At 58.5% G+C, this 24,904-nt stretch carries 24 protein-coding genes; 13 read left to right on the forward strand and 11 right to left on the reverse strand.

Annotated elements, in window-relative coordinates; all coding sequences use genetic code 11:
- Positions 1–1,824: a glutamine--fructose-6-phosphate transaminase (isomerizing) gene (gene glmS, locus B0B09_RS05805; RefSeq protein WP_076658725.1), complete on the forward strand. Its 1,824-nt coding sequence runs from the start codon at positions 1–3 to the stop codon at positions 1,822–1,824.
- Positions 1,824–2,507, forward strand: coding sequence for a DNA alkylation repair protein (locus B0B09_RS05810; RefSeq protein WP_076659815.1), 684 nt, complete (start codon positions 1,824–1,826; stop codon positions 2,505–2,507). Before glmS ends, B0B09_RS05810 begins: the two co-directional genes overlap by 1 nt.
- A gap of 80 nt (positions 2,508–2,587) precedes the next feature.
- On the opposite strand, the gene B0B09_RS05815 is transcribed toward B0B09_RS05810, so the two are convergent.
- Positions 2,588–3,061 (reverse strand): D-galactarate dehydratase, encoded by a 474-nt coding sequence (locus B0B09_RS05815; protein ID WP_076658726.1) that lies wholly within the window; start codon positions 3,059–3,061, stop codon positions 2,588–2,590.
- An 86-nt stretch (positions 3,062–3,147) separates the two neighbouring features.
- Here B0B09_RS05815 and moaA point away from each other — a divergent pair, with 86 nt between their 5' ends.
- Positions 3,148–4,152, forward strand: a complete 1,005-nt coding sequence (gene moaA, locus B0B09_RS05820) for a GTP 3',8-cyclase MoaA (RefSeq protein ID WP_055293154.1) — start codon at positions 3,148–3,150, stop codon at positions 4,150–4,152.
- A gap of 22 nt (positions 4,153–4,174) precedes the next feature.
- Here moaA and B0B09_RS05825 read toward each other — a convergent pair whose 3' ends face one another.
- The 3 genes from B0B09_RS05825 to argE are packed head-to-tail and all read right to left on the reverse strand — an operon-like array spanning position 4,175 to position 7,128.
- Positions 4,175–4,807, reverse strand: a complete 633-nt coding sequence (locus tag B0B09_RS05825) for an SAM-dependent methyltransferase (protein ID WP_311135451.1) — start codon at positions 4,805–4,807, stop codon at positions 4,175–4,177.
- Positions 4,768–5,931 (reverse strand): M20 aminoacylase family protein, encoded by a 1,164-nt coding sequence (locus B0B09_RS05830; protein ID WP_076658728.1) that lies wholly within the window; start codon positions 5,929–5,931, stop codon positions 4,768–4,770. The genes B0B09_RS05825 and B0B09_RS05830 overlap by 40 nt, the downstream gene beginning before the upstream one ends.
- A 36-nt stretch (positions 5,932–5,967) precedes the next feature.
- Positions 5,968–7,128, reverse strand: coding sequence for an acetylornithine deacetylase (argE, locus tag B0B09_RS05835; protein ID WP_076658729.1), 1,161 nt, complete (start codon positions 7,126–7,128; stop codon positions 5,968–5,970).
- A 214-nt stretch (positions 7,129–7,342) separates the two neighbouring features.
- Between argE and B0B09_RS05840 the strand changes: the two genes are divergently transcribed.
- From B0B09_RS05840 to yghX, 6 genes are all read left to right on the forward strand, one after another.
- Positions 7,343–8,347, forward strand: a complete 1,005-nt coding sequence (locus B0B09_RS05840) for an ABC transporter ATP-binding protein (RefSeq protein WP_055293157.1) — start codon at positions 7,343–7,345, stop codon at positions 8,345–8,347.
- Positions 8,340–9,359: an ABC transporter ATP-binding protein gene (locus tag B0B09_RS05845; protein WP_055293158.1), complete on the forward strand. Its 1,020-nt coding sequence runs from the start codon at positions 8,340–8,342 to the stop codon at positions 9,357–9,359. Before B0B09_RS05840 ends, B0B09_RS05845 begins: the two co-directional genes overlap by 8 nt.
- Positions 9,360–9,396: 37 nt before the next feature.
- Complete coding sequence (locus tag B0B09_RS05850; protein WP_076658730.1) at positions 9,397–11,118, forward strand: peptide ABC transporter substrate-binding protein; 1,722 nt, start codon at positions 9,397–9,399, stop codon at positions 11,116–11,118.
- An 83-nt stretch (positions 11,119–11,201) separates the two neighbouring features.
- Entirely contained in the window at positions 11,202–12,209 is a 1,008-nt protein-coding gene (locus tag B0B09_RS05855; RefSeq protein ID WP_055293160.1) for an ABC transporter permease, read from the forward strand.
- Positions 12,202–13,152 carry an ABC transporter permease gene (locus B0B09_RS05860; protein ID WP_076658731.1) on the forward strand — a complete coding sequence of 317 codons (951 nt, stop codon included), beginning with the start codon at positions 12,202–12,204 and terminating at the stop codon, positions 13,150–13,152. The genes B0B09_RS05855 and B0B09_RS05860 overlap by 8 nt, the downstream gene beginning before the upstream one ends.
- Positions 13,153–13,224: 72 nt before the next feature.
- Positions 13,225–14,112, forward strand: coding sequence for a YghX family hydrolase (gene yghX / locus B0B09_RS05865; protein ID WP_076658732.1), 888 nt, complete (start codon positions 13,225–13,227; stop codon positions 14,110–14,112).
- Between the two features lie 94 nt (positions 14,113–14,206).
- On the opposite strand, the gene B0B09_RS05870 is transcribed toward yghX, so the two are convergent.
- From B0B09_RS05870 to B0B09_RS05880, 3 genes are all read right to left on the reverse strand, one after another.
- Positions 14,207–15,724: an NAD(P)(+) transhydrogenase (Re/Si-specific) subunit beta gene (locus tag B0B09_RS05870; RefSeq protein WP_076658733.1), complete on the reverse strand. Its 1,518-nt coding sequence runs from the start codon at positions 15,722–15,724 to the stop codon at positions 14,207–14,209.
- Between the two features lie 12 nt (positions 15,725–15,736).
- Positions 15,737–17,317, reverse strand: a complete 1,581-nt coding sequence (locus B0B09_RS05875; RefSeq protein ID WP_076658734.1) for a Re/Si-specific NAD(P)(+) transhydrogenase subunit alpha — start codon at positions 17,315–17,317, stop codon at positions 15,737–15,739.
- A 104-nt stretch (positions 17,318–17,421) separates the two neighbouring features.
- Complete coding sequence (locus B0B09_RS05880) at positions 17,422–17,871, reverse strand: methyltransferase family protein (RefSeq protein WP_076658735.1); 450 nt, start codon at positions 17,869–17,871, stop codon at positions 17,422–17,424.
- A gap of 79 nt (positions 17,872–17,950) precedes the next feature.
- On the opposite strand from B0B09_RS05880, the gene B0B09_RS05885 reads away from it, so the two are divergent.
- The 3 genes from B0B09_RS05885 to kynU are packed head-to-tail and all read left to right on the forward strand — an operon-like array spanning position 17,951 to position 20,265.
- Positions 17,951–18,712 carry an SDR family NAD(P)-dependent oxidoreductase gene (locus B0B09_RS05885; RefSeq protein WP_076659816.1) on the forward strand — a complete coding sequence of 254 codons (762 nt, stop codon included), beginning with the start codon at positions 17,951–17,953 and terminating at the stop codon, positions 18,710–18,712.
- On the forward strand, positions 18,709–19,062 hold the full coding sequence (locus tag B0B09_RS05890; RefSeq protein ID WP_076658736.1) for a DUF1304 domain-containing protein: 354 nt from the start codon (positions 18,709–18,711) through the stop codon (positions 19,060–19,062). The genes B0B09_RS05885 and B0B09_RS05890 overlap by 4 nt, the downstream gene beginning before the upstream one ends.
- Positions 19,063–19,071: 9 nt before the next feature.
- Positions 19,072–20,265: a kynureninase gene (gene kynU / locus B0B09_RS05895; RefSeq protein ID WP_076658737.1), complete on the forward strand. Its 1,194-nt coding sequence runs from the start codon at positions 19,072–19,074 to the stop codon at positions 20,263–20,265.
- Here kynU and B0B09_RS05900 read toward each other — a convergent pair.
- On the reverse strand, positions 20,262–21,119 hold the full coding sequence (locus B0B09_RS05900) for a YihY/virulence factor BrkB family protein (protein ID WP_076658738.1): 858 nt from the start codon (positions 21,117–21,119) through the stop codon (positions 20,262–20,264). The two genes, kynU and B0B09_RS05900, sit on opposite strands and share 4 nt — an antisense overlap.
- A gap of 190 nt (positions 21,120–21,309) precedes the next feature.
- Here B0B09_RS05900 and B0B09_RS05905 point away from each other — a divergent pair, with 190 nt between their 5' ends.
- Positions 21,310–21,960 (forward strand): P-loop domain-containing protein, encoded by a 651-nt coding sequence (locus tag B0B09_RS05905; protein ID WP_076658739.1) that lies wholly within the window; start codon positions 21,310–21,312, stop codon positions 21,958–21,960.
- Between the two features lie 10 nt (positions 21,961–21,970).
- On the opposite strand, the gene B0B09_RS05910 is transcribed toward B0B09_RS05905, so the two are convergent.
- Genes B0B09_RS05910 through B0B09_RS05920 form a run of 3 tightly spaced genes read right to left on the reverse strand, consistent with a single transcriptional unit; the run spans position 21,971 to position 24,858 of the window.
- Positions 21,971–23,281: a TRAP transporter large permease gene (locus B0B09_RS05910; protein WP_076658740.1), complete on the reverse strand. Its 1,311-nt coding sequence runs from the start codon at positions 23,279–23,281 to the stop codon at positions 21,971–21,973.
- The gene (locus tag B0B09_RS05915) at positions 23,278–23,817 is read right to left on the reverse strand and encodes a TRAP transporter small permease (RefSeq protein ID WP_055293171.1); all 540 of its coding nucleotides are present in this window, start codon (positions 23,815–23,817) and stop codon (positions 23,278–23,280) included. Before B0B09_RS05915 ends, B0B09_RS05910 begins: the two co-directional genes overlap by 4 nt.
- A gap of 9 nt (positions 23,818–23,826) precedes the next feature.
- Positions 23,827–24,858, reverse strand: coding sequence for a TRAP transporter substrate-binding protein (locus tag B0B09_RS05920; protein WP_076658741.1), 1,032 nt, complete (start codon positions 24,856–24,858; stop codon positions 23,827–23,829).
- Positions 24,859–24,904 lie beyond the last annotated feature (46 nt).

Consider the following 24,904-nt stretch of genomic DNA (forward strand, 5'->3'; position numbering starts at 1 on the left):
ATGTGTGGTATCATTGGCGTATTGGGCGATCACGAAGCCGCCCCCCTTTTGGTCGAGGCGCTGAAACGGCTGGAATATCGCGGCTATGACAGCGCGGGTATTGCCACCATCAACGATGGCGTGCTGGACCGGCGGCGTGCGGTGGGCAAGCTGGTGAATCTCTCTGACCTTCTGGTTCATGAACCCCTGGCGGGTAAATCGGGCATCGGTCACACCCGCTGGGCCACCCATGGCGCGCCCAATGTCGTGAACGCCCACCCCCACTGCGCCGGTGGCGTGGCCGTTGTGCACAACGGGATCATTGAAAACTTCCGCGAATTGCGGGCATTTTTGGCCGAACAGGGCGTGGGCTTTGCCACCGACACAGACACGGAAACAGTTGCCTTGCTGGCAGATCATTTCCGCAACCAAGGGCTGTCGCCCCGCGATGCAGCGGAACAGACAATTGCGCGGCTTGAAGGGGCTTATGCGCTTTGTTTCCTCTTTGACGGCGAGGACGACTTGCTGATCGCGGCGCGCAAAGGCTCCCCCCTCGCCATTGGTTATGGCACGGGCGAGATGTTCGTGGGCTCTGATGCAATTGCATTGGCCCCGATGACCGACCGGATCAGCTATCTCGAAGAAGGCGACTGGGCCGTGATCACACGCGACACCGTCGAAATCCGCGACGCAAACGGCACCATCGCCAATCGCGCGATCAAGACGATCCAGATTGACAGTGCCATGGTCGACAAGGCCGGTTTCAAACACTTTATGGCCAAAGAGATCGCAGAACAGCCTGTCGTGTTGCAAGGCGCGCTGTCGCATTACATCAACGCCGAAGCCACCGCTGTCACCATGCCCGACCCCGAGATTGATTTTGCGCAGGTCGAGCGGATGACGATGGTGGCCTGTGGCACTGCCTTTTATGCCTGCCTCGTTGCAAAATACTGGTTCGAACAGATCGCGGGCATCCCTGTCGAAGTCGATGTCGCCTCTGAATTCCGCTACCGCGAACCGCCGGTGACCAAAGGCACAGTCGCCCTTTTCATCAGTCAATCCGGTGAGACCGCCGATACGCTGGCCGCACTGCGTTACATGCAGGGCAAAGCGGACAAGATCATGTCGGTCGTGAACGTCCCCGAAAGCTCGATCGCGCGCGAAAGCGATATGCCATTGCCCATTCTTGCGGGCACAGAAATCGGCGTTGCCTCCACCAAGGCGTTTACCTGCCAGCTGACGACATTGGCCATCCTCGCCCTGCGCGCCGCCCAGATGCGCGGCAGGATCAATGATGCGGAACTGGCCGAAAAGCTGGCCGCCTTGCGCAGCCTGCCCGGGCTTTTGAACCTCGCACTCGGGATCGAGGACAAGACCAAGTCGATCTCGCGCAAGCTGGCCGAGGCGCGCGATATCCTGTTTCTGGGGCGTGGCGCGATGTATCCCCTCGCACTGGAAGGCGCGCTTAAACTAAAAGAAATCAGCTATATACATGCCGAAGCTTATGCGTCTGGCGAACTCAAACACGGCCCCATCGCCCTGGTCGACAAACACGTCCCGATCATCGTGATGGCCCCGCGCGACAGTCTCTTTGATAAGACCGTGTCGAACATGCAAGAGGTCATGGCACGTGGCGGCAAGGTGCTCTTGATCACCGATCAAAAAGGCGCGACCGAGGCGAGCACCGGTGTCTGGGAGACAATCATCATGCCCGAAGTCGATCCGTTTCTCGCGCCAATCCTCTATGCCGTGCCCGCGCAACTCTTGGCCTATCACACAGCGGTTGCCAAAGGCACCGATGTCGATCAACCCCGCAACCTTGCAAAGTCAGTGACTGTCGAATGATGACGCCCAAAACTGCCATCGCCCAACTGCGCGCCCTTGGTGATCCGGCAAAGGCCGCCGAGATGCACCGCTATCACAAAGTCGACCGCCCCTATCTGGGCATCGCCAATCCGGTGATTGACGAACACGTCAAAGACTGGCGCGCCGGGCTTGAGCTTGAAGAACGCCTCGCGCTCGCCAAGGGTCTGTGGAAAGGCAACACCCATGAAGGGCGCATTGCGGCGGCGAAATTGCTGACACAGGCGCGCATCAGGCCAGATGATGCGGGCGCCTGGGCGCTCATTGCATCATGGGTGCCGGATTTTGACGCTTGGGCTGTCGCTGATCACGCCTGCATTGCAGGCCAGAAACGGCTGGTCGCAGACCCGTCCCGTCTGGATGAGGTCGCAACATGGACCACCTCTGAGCATATGTGGTCGCGCCGCGCGGCGCTGGTGATGACGCTACCATGGACCAAGCAGAACCACCCCAAGCCTGCCGATCTGGCGATCCGCGAGCGCGTGTTGGACTGGGCTGCAGGCTATGTGACAGACCATGACTGGTTCATTCAGAAAGCGATTGCATGGTGGTTACGCGAATTGTCCAAACATGATCCTGCACGCGTTCGCGCCTTTCTGCAGGCGCATCAGGCAGATATGAAAGCCTTTGCCGTGAAAGAAGCCGGTCGCAAACTGCCTGCGTAGGCAGTCCTGCCGCCTGATTTTCCATGTCCAATCAAACTTCCGCCGGAGGCATCCTGCCTCTTGCCGCACGTCCCGCCGGTTCAGGGGGCCGCAAACACCGTCAATTTAGGCAGGGACGTCAGTGGCGCTTCAATCAGGCGCATGGCCGCAAGGCTGATCTGGCTTCCTGATCCTGCAGCCCCGCCCGAAGGGCGCAACTCGATATTGATTGATTTATCCTGATACGTGACACGGCCTGGCGTCAGCGCCGTCACCAACGGCGTTTTCAACCAGATGCCCGGCTCGGCAGGTGATCCCAGCGTTGCGATTGTGCGGCCCAACGGCTGCGCGCCCGAAGGTGCAGCCGCGATGGCGGCGGCACGGTCCTCGGCGCTGGTAGTGTCGAATTGCGCGATTGTCACAGCATTTTGAGGTGGCGGCGGCGGGGGCGCGGGGTTCAATGTGGGCGCGGGTGCGGCGATGTCAGCATCCGGTGTAGTTCCAAAAAGCCCCTGAAAAGAAGGCGTGGAACAGCCGGCAAGGGCAATCACGGGGAGGGCAAGGATCAGTCTCATAGTGGCAGGCTATGCGCTAAAAATCCGAGGCACAAGCGCGGGCATGTGGCTTGCGCAAGGGATCGCCCGCGCGTAGGTTCGCTGACATGACACAGCCACTTATTGATCCTTTCGCCCGCGCCATCGAATACCTGCGTGTCTCGGTCACAGACCGCTGCGATTTCCGCTGCGTCTATTGCATGTCCGAGAACATGACCTTCCTGCCCAAGAAAGAACTTCTGACGCTGGAAGAGCTTGATCGCCTTTGCACGGCGTTTGTCCGCTTGGGGGTGCGCAAATTGCGCATCACGGGGGGCGAGCCCTTGGTGCGCCGCGAAATCATGACCTTTTTTCGCAGCATGTCGCGGCATCTGGACAGCGGTGCCCTGCATGAGCTGACGCTGACCACCAATGGCAGCCAGCTCGCACGGTTTGCCGATGATCTTTACGCCGCTGGCGTGCGGCGGGTGAATGTGTCGCTTGATACGCTGGATGAGACCAAGTTTGCCGATATCACCCGTTGGGGCCGCCTGCCCCAAGTCCTCAAAGGGATTGATGCGGCGCAAAAGGCGGGGCTGCGGGTCAAGATCAATACGGTCGCCCTGAAAGGCTTTAACGAGGACGAGCTGGAGCAACTGACCGATTGGTGCGCGTCGCGCGACATGGACCTGACGTTTATCGAGGTCATGCCGATGGGCGATCTGGGCAATGAAGACCGCTTTGGCCAGTATTGGTCGCTCAAAGACCTGCGCGCGCGCCTTGCCGCACGCTCGGAGCTGACAGATTTGCCCGAAAAGACAGGCGGCCCCGCGCGATATGTGCGTGTTGAAAACACCGGTCAGAAGATCGGTTTTATCACGCCACTCAGCCATAATTTCTGCGAAAGCTGTAACCGCGTGCGGATTACCTGCACCGGCGAGATTTACACCTGTCTGGGTCAGGAAGGGCATTCCGATCTGCGCGCGCCGCTGCGTGCGTCAGAGGCCGATGTCGATCTGGAGAACGCAATCCGTGCCGCGATTGCGCTTAAGCCCAAGGGCCATGATTTTGACTACTCACGCCAGCAAGTCGATGGGCAGGTCAGCCGGCATATGTCGCATACCGGCGGATAGGTAAGGTGGATCTTGATCCACCTTACGGTTTGCGCGCGATGAAATCGATCAGCGCCGCTTGCCCGACGTGGGCACTGCCGGATCTTTGGTCGCGTTCATAAACGGCACAGCGCTCAATCGTCCAACCTTCAAAGGCCTCGCGCAAAAGCGCCTCGGTATACATGTTTTCGATAAACGGCGGCCCGCCGGTGCCACGGCCGATTTGTTCCGGCCGATAGCCATGGAGCAAAATCCGCCCGCCGCTGCGTAACGCAGACTGCATATTGCTGAACTGGCGCGCCCGAAACGCGGGATCTGCGAATTGAATAAAGATCGCCACGACCATGTCGTATTGCTCTGACCAGTTCCAAGCGTCCCAGTCGGATACACGGGCATCGACCGAAACATCCGCGTCCACCGCGAGTGTCCCAGCCCGCGCGATTGCTGTCGGGGACGGATCAAAGGCGGTCACGTTCATGCCGTGACGGGCAAGATGCACAGTGTTGCGCCCCTCCCCGTGCGCCACGCAGAGTGCGGATGCACCTTCGAGGACCACCCACGGATTTTCAGCCAGAACCGCCGCTGGCGCGGTGCCGAAAAGATAGCCGTCGCTGCCGCTATAGCGCTCTTCCCACATCAGGCTGCGGGCATGCGCTGTTCCACGATTTCCGCCCACCATGAGCACCCTGCAGGTATGGCGTCATCGTTGAAGTTGTATTCAGGATGATGCACTGCGGCGGTATCCCCGTTGCCGACGAGAATATACGCACCAGGCCGTTCTTCGAGCATGAAGGCAAAATCCTCGCCGCCCATCACCAAGGGTGCATCGTCGCAAGCGCCCGAGACAGACTTCGCCACTTCGGCGGCGAATTCGGTTTGTTCCTCATGGTTCACCATGACCGGATAACCGCGGTAGTAGGTCACATCGGCCTTGGCGCCGAACGTGGCCGCAGTGCCTTCGGCAATGGCCTTGAGCCGCTTTTCCGCAAGGTCGCGCATCGCGGTGGACATGGTGCGCACGGTCCCTTTCAACTGCACCCGCTGGGCGATGACGTTGAACGCCTTGGACGAGCTTTCAATCGCCGTGACAGAAACAACGATCTGATCCACAGGATCAGCGTTGCGGCTGACAATGGATTGCAGCGCTGTCACCACGTGGGCTGCAACAAGCGTGCTATCCACGGTCTCATGCGGCTTGGCCGCGTGACCGCCTTTGCCTTCGATGGTGATGTCAAACTGGTCGGTCGCGGCAAAAAACGCGCCCGGTCTGATCGCGAAGCTGCCCAAAGGAAGGCCCGGCCAGTTGTGCATGCCGTAAACCTCTTGCACGCCCCAGCGGTCCATCATGCCATCTTCGCACATCTCACGACCACCGCCGCCACCTTCTTCGGCGGGCTGGAAAATGACGACGACCGTCCCGTCAAAATTCCGCGTCTCGGACAGGTATTTCGCCGCCCCCAAGAGCATCGCCGTATGCCCGTCATGCCCGCAAGCATGCATCGCACCGTCTATCTTGGATTTATACGCAAGGCCGGTCTGTTCGTGGATCGGCAAAGCATCCATATCGGCGCGCAAGCCAATGACTTTGCCCGAAGTATTGGATTTGCCCTTGATGACACCAACAACACCTGTACGCCCGATGCCTGTCACGATCTCATCGCAACCGAACGCTTTGAGCTTTTCAGCGACGACAGCAGAGGTGCGGTGCGTCTCAAACAGGATTTCGGGATGTTCATGCAAATCACGCCGCCATGCGGTGATTTCAGGCAGCAGTTCGGCAAAGCGATTCTTTACAGGCATAACTCGGGCTCCGGTTGGGGTTTGGCTTAATGTGTCTCACTCGGCCAGCATGTCCACAAGGCGGCGCATAAATGCCTCACCCTGCTGAAACTGGTCAACGGTAATGTATTCGTTGGGCTGATGCGCCTGGGCGATATCGCCGGGGCCACAGATCACGGCCGAATAGCCGCGTTCCTGAAATTGTCCGGCCTCTGTGCCGTAACTGACAACATTGCGGGCGTTCTCGCCGGTCAGTTTGCGGACAAGTGCTTCGGCCTTGCCCTCATGCTCGGGCACAAGGCCCGGCACATGAAAGTGCTGTTCCGCAGTGATGCCCGCCTCTGGCCGGATCGCTTTCATCTCGGCCTCAAGCTCGGCAAGCTTGGCCTGAAAGCGCGCCTGCCATGCGGCGATATCTTCACCCGGCACGATACGGAAATCGAAACCGAAATGGCAGTCCTTGGCGGTGATGTTATGCGCCGTTCCACCGCTGATCGTCCCGACATGCAAAGTGGTGTAGGGCGGAAAGAAATCCGCCGCCAGATCGCTGGGGGTTTTGGCTGCATTTTCGGCGTTCACCTCGTTGGCCCAGTTGATCAGCTTGGCTGCCATCATGATCGCGCTGACGCCAGTGGGGGCAAGCGAGGAATGCACCTCGAACCCGCGGAAATGTACTTTGTAGCCAATGCCGCCTTTATGACCGGTCACGACCTTCATCATCGACGGCTCACCCACCAGAACGGTATCGGCGCGCGGCAGGCCCATGCCCACCATATGGTCAATCATCGGCGGCGCACCGGTACAACCGACTTCTTCATCATAGCTCAGCGCGATTTGCAGCGGGCGTTTGATCCCGCGTTCAAGCGCAAGGGGAACAGCCCAGAGCGCAAGCGCGTCAAAGCCCTTCATGTCGCATGTGCCCCGCCCGTAAAGCCGGCCCTCCCGCTCGGTCACCTTGAAGGGGTCAGTATCCCATGACTGCCCGTCGACAGGCACAACATCCGTATGACCGGAAAGCACCACGCCGCCGTCAATCTGCGGCCCCACATGCGCATAGAGGGATGCTTTGGTACCGTCTTCGTTTGGCACACGCATGGATTTCACACCAAAGCTTGCCAGATAGTCCTCAACAAACTCAATGAGATCAAGATTGCTGTCACGGCTGACTGTCGGAAACCCAACAAGGCGATCCATCAGTTCTCGGGCGGTCAGTGTCATATCGGTCCTTTCAAGATCAGCTACAATTCCTGCAGCTCATCGCGTGAAGTGCCTATATCAGAGGCAGGACTACCTTGGCCTGTCCAATCGGGGTCTGCAATTAGGTTATCGCTTGCGGAACCGAAATTTGATGATACCGTCTGGTGTTAACGCAACCAGCCACATCAGAATCTGGTGCAAATAATAAAGTAAAGAACCACCTGGGAGGTTCCATATGCGCGATGGGGCGCTTCCTGTTCTGGATGTCCGGGACCTCAAAACTGTTTTCAAAACACGCGGAGGCGAGGTTCACGCCGTGAATGACGTGAGCTTTTCGCTACGCCCTGGCGAGTTGCTGGGCGTTGTCGGCGAAAGCGGTTCGGGCAAATCCGTGACGATGATGTCTTTGCTCGGTCTGCTGCCCTCGCCACCGGCTGATGTGCGTGGCGGGACGGTGATGTTCGATGGCAAAGACCTGCTGCGCGTGACAGCCGAACAATTGCGCACGGTGCGCGGTGGCAAGATCGGGTTTGTGTTTCAAGACCCCATGACCTCGCTTAACCCTGTCTATCAGGTCGGATTCCAGATCATGGAACCCCTGCGCAAACATATGGGTATGAACAAACGCCAGGCCACGGCGCGTGCCCAAGAGCTGTTAGAGCTGGTGGGCATCCCTGATGCCAAGCGCCGTCTGAATGACTATCCCCACCAGTTTTCCGGCGGGATGCGCCAGCGTGTGATGATCGCGATTGCGCTTGCCTGTGACCCGCAGGTCCTGATCGCGGATGAGCCGACGACAGCGCTTGATGTGACCATTCAGGCGCAGATTCTGGAACTGATGAAGGAATTGCGCGACAAGCTGGGTATGGCCGTAATCTGGATCACCCATGACCTTGGCGTGATCGCGGGGATCGCAGACCGTGTGATGGTCATGTATGGCGGCCAAGTTGTGGAACATGCACCTGTCAAAGAGCTTTTCAGCGACCCGCAGCACCCCTACACCCGCGCCTTGCTGACAACGATTCCCAAAATCCACGGCGCCCGCTCTGCCCGCCTGACAATCATCGAAGGCCAGCCACCGATCATGACCGGCGCGCCAACCGCATGCCCGTTCCGCGACCGCTGCGATGTGGCCTTTGATCGCTGTGCGGTGGAAAATCCACCACGTTATGATCTGGGCGAAGGCCACGACGCCGCCTGTTTCTTTGACGCCCGCACCGGAGAGCCACGCGATGCTTGATGATACCAAAAAGCCGCTGGTTTCGGTCAAAGACCTGAAAATGCACTTTCCGATCCACGCAGGACTTTTCCGCCGTCGTGTCGGTGAAGTGAAGGCGGTTGATGGTGTCAGCTTTGATGTATTCGAGGGGGAAACCCTTGGTCTTGTTGGTGAATCCGGCTGTGGCAAATCGACATGCGGGCGCGCTGTGCTGCGCCTTTACGACATCACGTCCGGATCGATCACAATTGACGGGCGCGAAATCGGCACAACGCCACAGCCTGCCCTGCGTGACATGCGCCCCACGATGCAGATGGTGTTTCAAGACCCGCAAGCCTCGCTGAATCCGCGCATGACTGTCGAGGACATCATCAAGGAACCGCTGGACGAGCACACCACGCTGTCCGACGCTGAAAAGCGCGAAAAAGTGGCTGAATTGATGGATGCGGTCGGCCTGAACCGCAAATTCGCCAAACGCTATCCGCATGCGTTCTCGGGTGGGCAGCGCCAGCGGATCGGCATTGCCCGCGCGCTTGCGCTGAACCCCAAGTTCATCGTTTGTGACGAACCGATTGCCGCCTTGGACGTGTCTATTCAGGCGCAGGTGGTGAACCTGCTGGAAGACCTGCAGGAACAGTTCGGCCTGACCTATTTGTTCATCAGCCACGATTTGTCGATGGTGCGTCACATCGCGACACGCGTGGCGGTCATGTATCTGGGGAAAGTTGTCGAACTGGCCCCGCGCGAAGGGCTCTATGCCGACCCGCTGCACCCTTACACCAAGGCGCTGCTCTCGGCCGTTCCCGAACCGGACCCCAGCCTTGCGCGCGCAACCCAGCGGATCATCCTCAAAGGGGATGTGCCTTCGCCCGCGAACCCGCCCGCGGGCTGTAATTTCTGCACGCGCTGCCCTGCGGTCATGGACATCTGCAAACGCGTGGAACCCGAATACCGCGAGGTGCAGCCGGGCCGGTTTACGGCCTGCCACCTTTACAACGAGACAACTGACACTGCCGATCCAACGGCAGGTTAAGAGGCAAAATAATGAGCACCAACAAGGAGACGATAAAATGAAACTTAAAACAGCCCTGATGGGCGCTGTTGCCTGCCTGGGTCTTGCACCCATGGCCTATGCCGATGGGCATGAAGGCGAGCGCGGCCGCGACGGCAACGTCAATATCATCTATTGGCAAGCCGTTTCGACAATGAACCCCTATCTGTCCGGCGGCACAAAAGAGATCGAAGCGGCAAGCCTCGTGATTGAACCTCTGGCACGCTACGACGCTGGCGGCACGCTGGTACCATTCCTTGCGGCAGACATCCCGACAGTTGCAAACGGCGGCGTATCCGAAGACCTGACCTCGATCACATGGCAGCTCAAGCCTGATCTGCTTTGGTCCGACGGGACTGCGTTCACAGCAGCAGACGTCATCTTCACATGGGAGTATTGCACAGCAGAGGGCGGCGGTTGCGCCCAAGCTGCGAAATTTGAAGGTGTGCAGTCAGTCGAAGCACTCGACGACCTGACCGTAAAAATCACATTCGAAGGGCCAAAGCCTTATCCTTACAACGCATTCGTGGGCGGTCAGTCACCGATCATTCAAGCCGCTCAGTTCGCGGATTGTCTTGGTGCGCGGGCGCCGGAATGTACCGATGCGAACTTTGGGCCAATTGGCACAGGGCCATTCACGGTCACCAACTTCCTGACCAATGACGTGATCTCGCTTGCGGCCAACGAAAACTATCGCGAGCCGGGCAAGCCTGCCTTTGCGACCGTCAACTTCAAAGGTGGCGGTGACGCAGCTTCTGCGGGCCGGTCTGTTCTGGAAACCGGCGAATTCGATTACGCCTGGAACCTGCAACTGGCACCCGATGTGATCTCAGCCATGATGGCGGGCGGTCAGGGCGAAGTCATGTCAGCTTTCGGCACCAATATCGAACGTCTGGAAATGAACCTGACAGATCCATCGCCCAGCTTGCCTGAAGGTGAACGCGCCACCGCGATGCATCCGCATCCGTTCCTGACCGACGGCCGCGTGCGCAAGGCGCTGTCGCTTGCGATCGACCGTCAGATCCTCGTGGATGTCGGCTATGGTCCGGCTGGTCAGCCGAACTGTAACCTCGTCCCTGCTCCGGCTCTCTATGCGTCTGACAACACAGAATGTCTGACACAAAACATCCCGGGTGCAATTGCGCTGCTGGAAGAAGCAGGCTTTATGCCTGGTCCGGATGGCGTCCGCGTCAATGAAGACGGCGTACGCCTGTCGGTTCTTTTCCAGACATCCACAAACGCCGTGCGTCAGGACGTGCAAGCTCTGATCAAGGCTGACTGGGAACAGATCGGTGTCGAAACCGAGCTGCGCAACATCGATGCCGGTGTCTTCTTTGGTGGTGATCCGGGTTCGCCTGACACATTCCAGCGTTTCTATGCAGACGTTGAAATGTACACCAACAACTTTGAAGGCAACGACCCTCAAGCTTATCTGGCCATGTACAAGTGTGACAACGCACCACGTCCCGAAAGCCAGTGGCAGGGTGAAAACATCAACCGCGTCTGTGATGCGGGCTATGATGCGATGATCGCCGAATATGCCGCAACATCCGACCCCGAAGCGCGTGCAGCGCTGGCGATCAAGATGAACGACTTCCTGACCAAGGATAACCACATCATCGTTCCGCTGATCTATCGCGGTCGGGTGTCGGCGCGCTCCAACACACTTGGCGGTGTCCAGCTGAACGCTTGGGACAGCGAATTGTGGAACATCGCAGACTGGTACCGGATCAGCGAGTAAATCACTGACGCAGCCCTGGACACGGTCCGGGGCTGCGTCGCCCTTCTTTCCATCTTCCAAAGCCATGTACAGAGGCGTCGTAAATGCTGACCTACACCATCCGTAGATTGCTGCTGTCGATCCCGACGCTTATCTTCATTGCTTTCGTGATTTTCATGCTGCTCGAACTGGCTCCGGGCGATCCTATGGCGCAAATGCCGCTGACGATTCCGCCAGATGTCAAAGAACGGATGCGCGCGGCATTGGGACTTGATCAGCCGTGGTGGGTGCGTTTTCCACTTTGGCTGAACCAGTTTTTCATTGTCGAACCGCAATACTGGATCGACAACGCCTTTGGCACCTCATTCGCTGAAGGCAAGCAGCGGTTGATCAGTTTCCAATCGCGCAGCCCCGTGTTCGAAACCATCGGCCAGCGCCTGCCCCAGACATTGTGGGTCGTGGGCATGTCCTACATCGTTGGTGTCGCCATTGCCTTGCCGATCGGGATTATCAGCGCCTACAAGCAATATTCGGTCTTTGACCAAGCAGGCACATTCGTCAGCATGATCGGCTTTTCCGTGCCGCCCTTCTTTTCCGGCGTGTTGCTGATCGTGATCTTTTCTGTGCAACTGCAGTGGCTGCCTTCGATCTACGACACCACACTTGTCGTCAATTCATGGGACACGTTCATGACCCAGATGCGCCAGATGATCATGCCTGTGATGGTGCTGGCGCTGCAAACCACTGCGCAGGTCAGCCGGTATATGCGCGCGTCGATGCTGGATAACCTAAGCCAAGACTACGTGCGCACGGCCCGCGCCAAAGGCATGTCGGAAAGCGTTGTCGTTCTCAAACACGTCCTGCGGAATTCGATGATCCCCGTGGTGACCGTCATCGCCTTGGGCATCCCTTCGATCTTTGGGGGCGCGATCATCACCGAACAGATCTTCAAGGTGAATGGTCTGGGGCAATTGCTGATCCTTGCTTTGCAAGGCAATGACATTCCGATGGTCATGACGATTACTTTCCTGCTGGCCGTCTTGATCGTGATGATGAACCTGATCGCCGATATTCTTTACGGCATTCTTGATCCGAGGATCCGCTATGACTGATGTGAGCGCAGCCAAGGTGGCCATCGAGAAACCCCGCAATCAGTGGCTGGACGTCTGGGACCAGTTCAGGTCACACAAAGGGGCGATGGCCGGCCTAATATTCTTGGTCTTCATTACCCTGTTTTGTGTGTTTGGCCCGATGCTCTGGAATGTCGACCCCGGCAAGCTGGATGTCCGCAACAAAGACGTGCGCCCAATCTATATGCTGCTGTTCGACAGCAACGCCAAGGTGAACTGGGCCAACCCGATGGGCACCGACAACCTTGGCCGCGATATCATGGCCAATATCATGCAAGGCGGGCGGATTTCACTGGCTGTGGGCTGGACCGCGATGATCTTGGCGGTATTTATTGGTACGCTGATCGGGGTGTTGGCCGGCTATTTCCGCCGTCTTGACGGGCTGCTGATGCGTTTCACCGATCTGGTGCTGTCCCTCCCCCTTCTGCCGCTCTTGCTGGTGATGATGCTCTTGTTCCGCGATCCGCTGCGCGCAGCCTTTGGTCCCGAGAACGGGATCTTCATTCTGATCGTGGTCGGGATCGGGATTACATCCTGGATGCAGACCGCGCGGATCGTGCGTGGCGACGTGATGGCGCTGAAAGAACGTGAGTTTGTCCTTGCCGCCCGCTCTATCGGCACACCGCCGCGCCGGATGATCACGCGCCATGTGCTGCCGAATGTACTGTCGCCCATCATGGTTTCGGCCACACTGGGCCTTGCCACGGCGATTATCACCGAGAGTGCTTTGTCCTTCCTCGGCCTTGGCTTTCCGTCCGATTTCCCGACATGGGGCAAGATCCTGTTTGACAGCGTTGACCGCATGACAGCCTTTCCGGAGCGCGTGATCTGGCCCGGGCTTGCGATTTCGCTGACGGTGCTGGCGGTGAACTATATCGGCGACGGTCTGCGCGACGCGCTTGACCCACGTATTCGCGGCCTTTGATTTGCCTTCGGGCGGGCATGGCATATTTCTACTTAAGCGGGAAGAACCGCGCTTAAGCAGGAGAGTGATGCAATGAACCGGATGACTGCAAAGGACTTTGATCAGGAACTTCTTGATCTTTATGATTTCTACGCACACGGCAAAATTTCGAAACGTGAATTTCTCGACAAAGCAGGCAAATTCGCCGTGGGTGGTCTCACGGCTGCGGCCCTGCTCACCATGCTCAGCCCCGATTATGCCTTGGCCGAGCAGGTGTCGTTCAACGACCCCGATATCGTGCCCGAGTACATCACCTATCCCTCGCCCAACGGCCATGGCGAGGTGCGTGGCTATCTGGTGAAACCCGCCAATGCCACAGGCACCTTGCCTGCGGTGCTGGTGATCCACGAAAACCGTGGTCTGAACCCCTATATCGAGGACGTCGCACGCCGTGTTGCCAAGGCGGGCTTTATGGCGCTCGCCCCTGATGGTCTGACATCCGTGGGCGGCTATCCCGGCAATGACACCGAAGGACGCGAACTGCAGCGCACTGTGGATGGCGAAAAGCTGATGAATGATTTCTTTGCGGGGTTCGAACACCTGATGACCCGCGATGACAGCACCGGCAGTGTGGGCGCTGTAGGCTTTTGCTATGGCGGTGGCGTGGTGAACGCGCTTGCCGTGGCCTACCCCGAAATGAACGCCGGTGTGCCCTTCTATGGCCGTCAGGCGGCGGTTGAGGATGTGCCGCGGATCGAGGCGCCGCTCATGTTGCAATACGGGGCGCTAGACGAGAGGATCAACGCAGGGGCAGCGGCCTATAGCGAAGCACTCGCAGCCAACGGCAAGGTGTTTGAAGAATACTTTTACGAGAACGCCAACCACGGTTTCCACAACGACAGCACGCCGCGCTATGACGAAGCGATGGCAGAGCTGGCGTGGGATCGGACGATTGACTGGTTCAATACGCATCTGACGTAAGGGGTGTGGGTTTCACCCACCCTACGGAATGAAAAAGGGCGGCGCTTTGCAGCGCCGCCCTTTTGCGTAAGGTGGGTTTAAACCCACCTTACCTTTAATCAATCTTCGGCAGCAATTCGTCCAAAGACTTCTTCGCATCACCGTAGAACATGCGCGTGTTGTCCTTAAAGAACAGCGGGTTCTCGATGCCCGAATACCCTGTTCCCTGCCCGCGCTTGGATACAAACACCTGCTTGGCCTTCCAGCATTCCAGAACCGGCATGCCCGCAATCGGGCTGTTGGGATCATCCTGTGCTGCTGGGTTCACGATGTCATTGGAACCGATCACGATGGCCACGTCCGTATCCGGGAAGTCCTCGTTGATCTCGTCCATTTCCATCACGATGTCATAAGGCACCTTTGCTTCCGCCAAGAGCACGTTCATATGCCCCGGCAGACGCCCCGCAACAGGGTGGATCGCAAAGCGCACGTTCTTGCCCTTGGCCCGCAATTTGCGCACCAGTTCGGACACCGCTTGCTGGGCCTGCGCCACCGCCATACCGTAGCCTGGAATGATGATGATGCTGTCAGCCTCGTTCAGCGCCGTTGCAACACCGTCCGCATCAATCGCAATCTGTTCACCTTCAACCGCCATCTGCTCGCCCTGTGGGCCACCAAAGCCACCGAGGATCACGCTGACGAATGAACGGTTCATCGCCTTACACATGATGTAGGACAGGATCGCACCGGATGAGCCAACCAGCGCACCCACAACGATCAACAGATCATTGCCGAGCGAGAAACCAATCGCCGCAGCCGCCCAGCCGGAATAGCTGTTCAGCATCGACACGACGACAGGCATATCCGCACCGCCGATCCCCATGATCAGGTGATAGCCGATGAAAAGCCCCGCGAGCGTCAGCAGAACCAGCGCCCAAGAACCGCTGCCGCCCATATAGGCGATCAGCAGGATCACAGACAGGGCCGCCGCACCCGCGTTCAGCAAATGACCACCGGGCAGTTTCTTGGCCCCTGTGTCCACTTTGAACGGCAGCTTGCTCGAATTACCGGCGAGCTTGGCATAGGCTATGACGGACCCTGTAAAGGTCACCGCACCGATCCAGATGCCCAGCACCAGTTCGACCCGCAGAATGCTGATCTCGACACTGGATTTCTTGGCAATCAACTGACCGAATGCGCTCAGCCCGTCATAGATTTCCTTGGGCAGGCCGATGGCTGTAATCCCATCCGGCCCTACAGCGCCCATGACCTGACCATTGGCTTCATACAATGCGCCGATGGTGTTGATCATCAGGTCGGCATTGAAGCCCACGAAGACCGCTGCCAGACCGACCATGGAGTGCATGATCGCCACAAGCTCGGGCATCTGTGTCATTTCGACCTTGGTGGCCAATTGGTAGCCCACCATACCGCCCAGTGCGATCAGGATGACCGACAACAGCCCCAGACCGGAACCCGGGCCAACCAGCGTCGCAAAGACCGCCAAAGCCATGCCTGCGATGCCGTACCAAACCGCACGTTTCGCGCTTTCCTGCCCCGAAAGACCGCCCAGCGACAGAATGAACAGGATACCTGCGACCACATAGGCCGCGATTGTGAATGCGTTTTCCATTGCTCTGCCCCTTTAGGATTTCTGGAACATGGCGAGCATACGCCGTGTCACGAGGAAGCCGCCGAAGATGTTGACGGCTGCCATAAAGATACCAAGTGCCGCCAATATCGTGATCAGCGCGTTGCTTGATCCGATCTGGATCAGCGCGCCCAGAATGATGATCGACGAAATCGCGTTGGTCACAGCCATCAGCGGTGTGTGCAGCGAGTGTGCGACGTTCCAGATCACCTGGAAGCCGATAAACACTGACAGAACAAAGACGATGAAGTGCTGCATAAAGCTTGCTGGCATACCGGGGATCAGGCCGATGCCAAGGATCAGGGCCGCACCGATCGCCAAAAGACCGACTTGCGTCTTGGTCTCTTTCTGGAAAGCAGCCACTTCGTTCGCGCGCTTTTCTTCCGCGGTCAATTCCTTTGGCTTTTCCTTCTTGGGTGCTGCTGCAATCGCCGCCACTTTGGGTGGCGGTGGCGGGAAGGTGATTTCGCCCTTATGCGTCGCGGTCGCACCACGGATGACATCGTCTTCCATGTTGTGGTTTGGTGTGCCGTCTTTTTCGGGCGTCAAATCCGTCATCATGTGACGGATGTTGGTCGCATAAAGTGTCGAGGACTGCGCCGCCATCCGGCTTGGGAAATCGGTATATCCGACGATGATCACACCGTTATCAGTGACGATCTTTTCGTCTTTCACAGTCAGTTTGCAGTTGCCGCCACGTTCCGCTGCAAGGTCGATGATAACCGAACCGGGCTTCATCGCCTCGACCATGTCCTTGGTCCAAAGCTCGGGCGCATCGCGGCCCGGGATCAGCGCCGTGGTGATCACGATGTCCATGTCAGGCGCGATTTCGCGGAATTTCGCCAACTGTGCTGCTGCAAATTCGGGCGAGGACACGGCTGCGTAGCCACCGGTGGCCGAGCCGTCCTGCTGTTCTTCTTCAAAATCGAGGAAGACAAATTCGGCGCCCATGGATTCAACCTGTTCGGCGACTTCGGGGCGGACGTCAAAGGCGTATGTGATCGCACCCAGCGATGTCGCGGTACCGATCGCAGCAAGACCTGCCACACCTGCACCAACAACCAGCACTTTTGCCGGCGGCACTTTACCCGCAGCAGTCACCTGACCGGTGAAGAAGCGGCCAAAGTTGTTACCGGCTTCGATGACAGCGCGGTAGCCCGCAATATTCGCCATCGAGGACAGCGCATCCATTTTCTGCGCGCGGCTGATGCGTGGCACCATATCCATGGCGATCACGGTGGCGCCTTTTGCGTTGGCGGCCTCCATCAATTCCTTGTTCTGCGCGGGGTAGAAGAACGAAATCAGCGTTTGTCCTTCGCGCAGTTTCTTGACCTCTGCATCCGATGGCGGGCGCACTTTGGCAACGATATCGGCGGCCTTGTAAAGCGCTGCCGCAGTTTTTGCGACCTCGACACCAGCGTCCTTATAGGCCTGATCAGAAAAACCTGCACCTGCACCGGCGCCGGTTTCAATGATGCATTCATACCCAAGCTTTTGCAGGTCTTTGGCAGATGCCGGGGTCATCGCGACCCGGTTTTCGCCCTCGAATATCTCTTTTGGTGTGCCGATCTTCACGGACCATCCCCCATATCTGTTCTGGCAGTTCCCATGCATTATAGCGCGCAAGAATATTTCACAAGGGGATGGCTGGCATGACATTAAGTGTCATGCGCTAACAATCACACCCAGCGGCGCGTCTTTTGGCAATAGCGTGCGAAATCTGCGCGAAATTTGGCCCTGAGGCGGTTTTCCTCGGGAACAATAAAGCGCTGTGTAATGGTAAACATAAAGAGCGGGACAAGCAGCAGGGCGACGGGTGCATCCCAGCGCAAGGCGAGCCCCGCAAGCACCAGCGTATCCCCCAGATAGATCGGATTGCGCGTGCGCTTGAAGATGCCTGTCGTAACCAGATGATCGGCCTCCAGATGCGGCACGATAGTGGTGCGCCTTTTGCGCATCTCGACCGCCGCAAGCAGGATCAGCACAATCCCGCCGCCCACCAGAAGCCCACCCAGCAGATCCATGACAGGCCCGCCGATGGCCCAGGACATGGGCTGAAGGTCTGCAATCCACCATGTCAGAACAACGGCAAGCAGCAACCACACGGGGGGGATGTCGATCCATTTCATGCCAAGCGTTGTGCCGGAGCGCTTTGGACTTGTCCATGCCCGCTGACCCGTTAGGGTCTTGCAAAACGGAGGAATGATCATGGAACATGCGGGCAAACACGCACTGGTCACAGGCGGTGGTTCGGGGATCGGTGCGGGCATCGCGCTGGCTTTGGCGCAGGCCGGTGCAGAGGTAACAATCACCGGACGCCGCGCGGATAAACTGCAAGAGGTTGCATCGCTGTCCCCACGCCTGCACGCCGTCGTCATGGATGTGGATGACGAGGCGTCCGTCCGTGACGTCATCGCGCAAGCTGCCAGCGCCCGAGGCCCGATCCAGATATGTGTTGCCAACGCAGGTATTGCAGAGGGCGGACCGTTCGAAAAAACCACATTGGCACAATGGCGCAAGACCATGACCACCAACCTTGATGGTGTCTTTCTGACCTTTCAGGCCGCCATGGCGACGCTTGAGGATGCCACCCCTGCCCGCATGATCGTGATCAGTTCGATTGCCGGTGTGCGCGGTTTGAAGAATGCTATTCCCTATACGGTGACCAAACATGGTGTCATCGGTTTGATCCGGGGTTTGTCCGAAGAGTTCATGCGCCGCCCCATCACATTCAACGCGCTTTGCCCCGGCTATGTGGACACCGATATCGTCCGCAACCAGCTGCCCGGCCTGATGAAACGCTTTGTTCTGGACGAACAGGGTGCGATTGACGTGGTCGCCAAGGGAAACCGGCACCGCAAGCTTTTGGAGGTGGATGAAACCACCGCGGCGGCCATGTGGCTCTGTTCGGACGGGGCGCGCAGCGTGAACGGGCAAACGATCCAGATTTCGGGAGGTCAGGTCTCATGATAGGTCCCGTTCTCGTCGTGCTTGTAGCACTGATCCATGCATATTTCGTGGTGCTTGAAATGTTCCGCTGGGAAGCGCCCCGGACCCGCAAGATCTTTGGTACCACGCCGGAATTTGCGGCCAAAAGCAAGGTGATGGCCGCCAATCAGGGGCTTTACAATGGGTTTCTGGCGGCGGGGCTGCTCTATGGCCTTGTCATGGGGGTTGCTGGCGGGCAGATGGTGGTTTTCCTTCTGCTGTGTGTCGTGCTCGCCGGAGTCTATGCCGCGTATTGTGGCATCAAAGCCGCCCTCTACGCGCAGACTGTGCCGGCAACACTCGCGCTGCTTGCGCTTTTCTTGAATTTCTAAGGACCAACGATGACCGATTTCGCTGCCACCAAAGCCATGTTCCACATGCCCGAAGGCATGATCTATCTGGATGGCAATTCGCTTGGGCCATTACCCAAGGCGACGGCGGCGCGTGTCGCGCGCGCTGTGACCGACGAATGGGGTGAGAAGGTCATCACAGGATGGAACCGCGCGGGATGGATGGCGCAACCGACCGCTTTGGGTGACAGGATCGGGCGTTTGATTGGCGCAGAACCGGGCCATGTCGTGCTGGGGGATACCCTGTCGATCAAGGTCTATCAGGCCCTCGCCGCCGCCATCGATCTGGTGCCGGACCGCAAGGTGATCCTGACCGACAGCGGGAATTTCCCGTCGGATATCTACATGGCCGAAGGCTTGATCAAATCACTGGGGCGCGGCCATGAGCTGCGCATCGTGGCCCCCGAGGAAGTGGCGAACCACATCAATAATGATCTTGCTGTGCTGATGCTGACGCAGGTGGACTATCGCACAGGGAGTTTGCACGACATGAAGGGACTGACGGCAAAGGCCCAAGCGGCAGGGGCAATCACCTGCTGGGATCTGGCACATACCGCAGGCGCCATGGCCGTGGACCTGCAAGGCTGCAATGCCGATTTCGCCACAGGTTGCACCTATAAATACCTTAACGCAGGCCCCGGTGCGCCCGCGTTTATCTATGTGGCCCCCCGCCATATCAAAAATTGCCAGCCCGCTTTGTCCGGCTGGCTGGGCCATGAGGCACCATTCGCCTTTGATCTGGATTACCGCCCCGGCACAGGGATCGAGCGGATGCGTGTGGGCACGCCACCGGTGTTGCAGATGGCCGCCCTTGATGCGTCACTCGATATCTGGGACCAAGTGGATATGAACGCGCTGCGCGCGGCCTCGATCGCACTGACCGAACAGTTCATCGCAGGGGTCGAGGCGCGCTGTCCGCAGCTCACACTTGTCAGCCCGCGCGATCCGCATGGGCGGGGCAGTCAGGTATCCTTTGCCTTCGCCGATGGCTATGCCGCGATGCAGGCCTGTATCGCGCGCAATGTCATCGGTGATTTTCGCGCGCCCGACATCATGCGGTTCGGGTTTTGCCCGCTTTTCATTGACGCAGGCGATGTGGATGCGGCCGTGGATGTGATTGCCGATGTGATGGACAACAGGTTGTGGGATGATCCGGTCTATAAACAGGTCGCACGGGTGACCTAGACGTAAGTGGTATCCTCAGCCTCTGGCGGGGTGTCGTAGCCGTGCACCTGAACGTTCAGCGCGGCCCCCAGCAGGATCAGATAGGCGCTGACGTAAAGCCAGAGCAGCAGACCAATCACGGCACCGATTGAGCCGTAAACCTCGTTATAGCTGGCAAAGTTTGTCAGATAGAACGACAGCCCCGCCGAGGCCGCAACCCAGAGCACCACGACCACGAAAGCGCCGACGGTAAACCATCGGCCACGGCTTCCGATCCGTGCGGGGCCAAACCGATAAAGCAAACTCAGCCCCAGCATCAGCACGCTCAATGCGATCACCCAGCGGATACCTTCGAGCAACCATGCCGTTGAATTTGCGACAGGAATGAACGCCAGACCAATCGGCACGATGACCACCACGAAAAGTGCGACAATCGCCAAAGTCACCAAAGCGAACGTCAGCAACAAAGCGACGATGATTTGCCAGATGCCGTTGCGCATCCGCTGCCCCGCAATCGCGTTCAGCCCGCCAATCAGCGCCGCCACCCCTGCCCTGCACGACCAGAGTGCCAGCATGATCGACACGCCTGTGGCCCAGCCCAAAGCATCCGCCGGTGCGGCCACCAAACGGAAAACCTGCGAGGAAATCAGATTGTAGGCATCAGGGGGAATAATATCCTGCATCAATGTCAGCTGTTCGGCGATCACCACCGGATCGGCAATCAACCCGAAAATCGCGATCACCGCGGCAATGCCCGGGAAAATCCCGAACATACCGAAGAACGCGACACCCGCAGCGATAAGACCAAGGTGCTTTTCGCCTGCAGTCGTCCAGACCGCGGCCAATATCTGCCATATGTGCTTTATCTTGGCCATTTGTCAGGTTGCCTGCCTTTTGTTCATTGCGTTGCAACCTAGTACAAAAGAACGGCAGCCGCCACTTTTCGCAACAGAAACCTGTGGTTGGCTTTGTCATAAAACGGCCTATCCGTAAAAAACGGTCGCGCGATAACGCAAGACACGGTATGCTTTTCCAAAAGCCGGGGCTAACCCAGAGGCAAATGCAGTGAATACCTTGAATACACACACCAACACGCTTGCTGAGCGTGTTCTGGAGCAGGACAGTGACCGCTATCTGCTGGCGATTACCGGTGCGCCGGGGTGTGGAAAATCAACCTTGGCCAGCGAGGTCGCGCGGCGTCTGAATGCGCAGGGGCGCAAGTCTATCGTGGTCTCGATGGACGGGTTTCATCTTGATAACCGCGTCCTTGAGGCGCGTAATCTGCTCCCCCGCAAGGGCGCGCCAGAGACCTTTGATGCGCCCGGGTTCTTGCGCCTCATCCGCGCGCTCAAGACCGGCGAAGAGGTTTTTGCGCCTGTGTTTGATCGCACACGCGATTTGGCCATCGCCGGCGCTGTTGCCGTGCCTTCCGCCGCACGCGTTGTGATTGTCGAGGGCAATTACCTGATGTTCAACGAAGCCCCTTGGTCTGCGCTTGCAAAGCTCTGGGACCTGTCGGTGCGTGTGAATGTCCCGATGCCGGAGTTGCGCGCGCGCCTGATCCACCGCTGGCTCAGTCTGAACTACTCCTCTGCCGTGGCGACCCGCCGCGCCGAAGGCAACGATATTCCCAATGCAAGACGCGTCATCGAATGCGCCCTGCCTTGCGATATCGAGCTGAACGGCGAACCTATTCAGAACGGCATGTCTGCTTAGGGTCGGGACTCTAGACAAACACCAGCGTGATTGCAGGGAACATCAGCAGGATAAAGACCCGCAGCACATCAGAGCCTACAAAGAAAAGCACCGACCGGTAAGTAGCGGTCATCGGCGTGTCCTTGTCCATGCTGTTGATGATGAAAAGGTTCATCCCCACAGGCGGTGTGATCAATCCCACCTCGACCACGATCAGCACCATGATCCCAAACCAGATCGCCAGTTCCTCGGTCGTCATGCCGAAATCCATGCCCGAGATGACGGGCCAGAAGATTGGTACCGTCAGCAGGATCATGGACAGGCTGTCCATCAGGCAGCCAAGGATCAGGTAGAACACAAGGATCAGCACCATCACCATCCACGGGCTGAACCCTTGGTCTGTGACCCATCCGGAGAGTTCCTGCGGTACCTGTGTCAGCGCCAGAAACCCGTTGTAGAACGCGGCCCCCAGCACGATGAAAAAGATCATGCCCGTGCCCGTGGCCGTTTCGGTAATGCTTTGACGAAAGACCTGCCAGTTCAGCGATCCCGAGAAAAGCGCAATCAGACCTGTGCCCATCGCACCGACCGCCGCCCCTTCGGTCGGGGTAAACCAGCCTTGATAGATGCCGCCCACAACCAGACCAAAGACGATCAGAACCGGCCAGACAGCGCCCAGCGCCCTGATCCGCTCGGTGTAAGGCACGCGCGGGCGGGTGCCTGCCTGATCGGGGTAGAGCCGGACATAGACGGCAATGGTCAGCATATAGCCCAGGGCCGCAAGGATGCCGGGAATAAAGGCGGCCGCAAACAGCGTGGCAATGTTCTGCTCTGTCAGGATCGCATAGATCACCAGAATCACAGACGGCGGGATCAGGATGCCCAAGGTTCCGCCCGCCGCAAGCGTCGCTGTCGAAAACCCGCCCGAATAGCCGTATTTGCGCAATTCCGGCAGGGCGACCTTGCTCATCGTGGCCGCTGTCGCAAGCGATGATCCGCAGATCGCCCCGAACCCCGCACAGGCCCCGACCGAGGCCATCGCCATGCCGCCCTTGCGGTGGCCCAGCCATGCCTCCGCCGCTTTGAACAGGGATCGCGACATGCCCGAATAGGTCGCGAACTGGCCCATCAGCAGAAACATCGGGATGATCGAGAGGTTGTAGCTTGAGAAGGTCGAAAACACCTCGGATTTCAGCCGCGCCATGAACACGGTGGTGCCGTCGGTCGCCAACCACAGCCCGCCGATACCGCACAGAAGCATCGCAAGCCCGATCGGCGCACGCAGGAAGATCAGCAAGAGCAGCACAGGAAAGGACAAAAAGCCCAAGGTCAGATCGGTCATATGTCGCGCTGTCCTGTCAGCCGCATAGCGGCGCAATAGAGACTGACGATACTGGCGGTGACGGCGGCACAGAAGCTTGCGGCATAGGCCCACCAGATCGGAAACTGGATCAGGTAAGAGGTTTCGTTATAGCGGATCTTGTCCTGCATCCCCGCATAAAGCCGCCATGTGATCAGGACGATGATCCCCGCCATTACAACGGTCCAGAACGTGCTGAGTGCACCATTCACGCGCGGCCCGAGGCCTTGGGTAAAGACATCGACGCGTGCATGGGCCCCGCTGAGCTGTGTCAGCGGCAAGAAGGCAAAGATTGCAAAAGCCACGCCCGCTTCGACCAGTTCGAAATCACCAAGGATGGGACCGACACCCAGATCAATCAGCCAGTCACCAAGCCCGCGCAGAAAACCACCGTGGGCCAGATCGCTGAGTTCGCGCCCGCTCACGCTGACGCAGACCATCAGCACCAGCAGGCACAGCACGATGCCGCCAAGCAGGGCCATGAAATTGGCGAGTTTATGAATCGCGCTGTGCAGCATATGCGCGGCTTAGTTGCCTGCGGCGTTTTTGGCAATCAGTGCCTGCGCCTCTTGGTAAAGCCCTGTGCCATCAATGCCTGCCGCATCGGCCTGGGCAATCCAGTTGTCAATTGTGGGTTGGCTGGCTGCGCGCCAGTCAGCAACCTGTGCAGGCGTCAGCGTGATGATCGTGTTGCCCGCCTCTTGGGCCAAGGCCCGCCCGGGGGCATCGTAGTCTTGCATGGTGCGTCCCGCAAAAGCGGAGAATTCAAGCCCGGAATTGGCATCGATGACCGCCTGCAGGTCGGCGGGAAGATCGTCATAGGCCTGTTGGTTCATGGCGAAAATGAAGGCGGTTGTATAAAGGGCCTCACCGGGAAATTCTGTATGGTTGGTGACCAGTTCCTGCACTTTGAGCGAAGGAACGACCTCCCACGGGATCACAGCCCCATCAATCACACCACGTGCCAGGGATTCGGGCACCGCAGGCACCGGCATCCCGACAGCGGTTGCACCCAATTCGGTAAACAGCGTTGTTGTTGTGCGTGTGGGCGCGCGCAGTTTCAGACCGCGCAAATCGGCCACGTCTGTGACAGGGCGGTTGGCATGGATCACACCGGGGCCGTGCACCCAAAGCCCAAGGGGTTTGAAGGCGGCAAAATCAGTGTCCATCATCCGTGTTTCGGCCAGTTCCCAAAACGCGCGTGATGTGGCTTCGGCATCGGGGGAAAGAAACGGCAACTCGAAAACCTCAAGCTGCGGGAAGCGCCCGGGCGTATACCCTGCCACTGTCCAGATGATATCGGCGACACCATCAATCGCCTGATCAATCAGCTGCGGCGGTGTGCCGCCCAGTTGCATGGACGGAAAACGGTCAATCTTGATACGGCCATCACTGTCGGCCTCGACCTGATCGGCCCAGACATCCAGAATATGTGCAGGCACATTGGCCTGCGCTGGCAAGAATTGATGCAGACGCAACGTGACCTCCTGCGCGACGGCAGCTGTGGACAGGCAGGCGGCAGCGAGAACGCTCAGAAGCGCGGTGCGGGTCGTTTTCATGGTGATCCTCCAGAAACAGTTGGCGCCATTGTGGTGATCATACCGC

Source organism: Yoonia rosea (assembly GCF_900156505.1).
Lineage (GTDB): Bacteria > Pseudomonadota > Alphaproteobacteria > Rhodobacterales > Rhodobacteraceae > Yoonia > Yoonia rosea.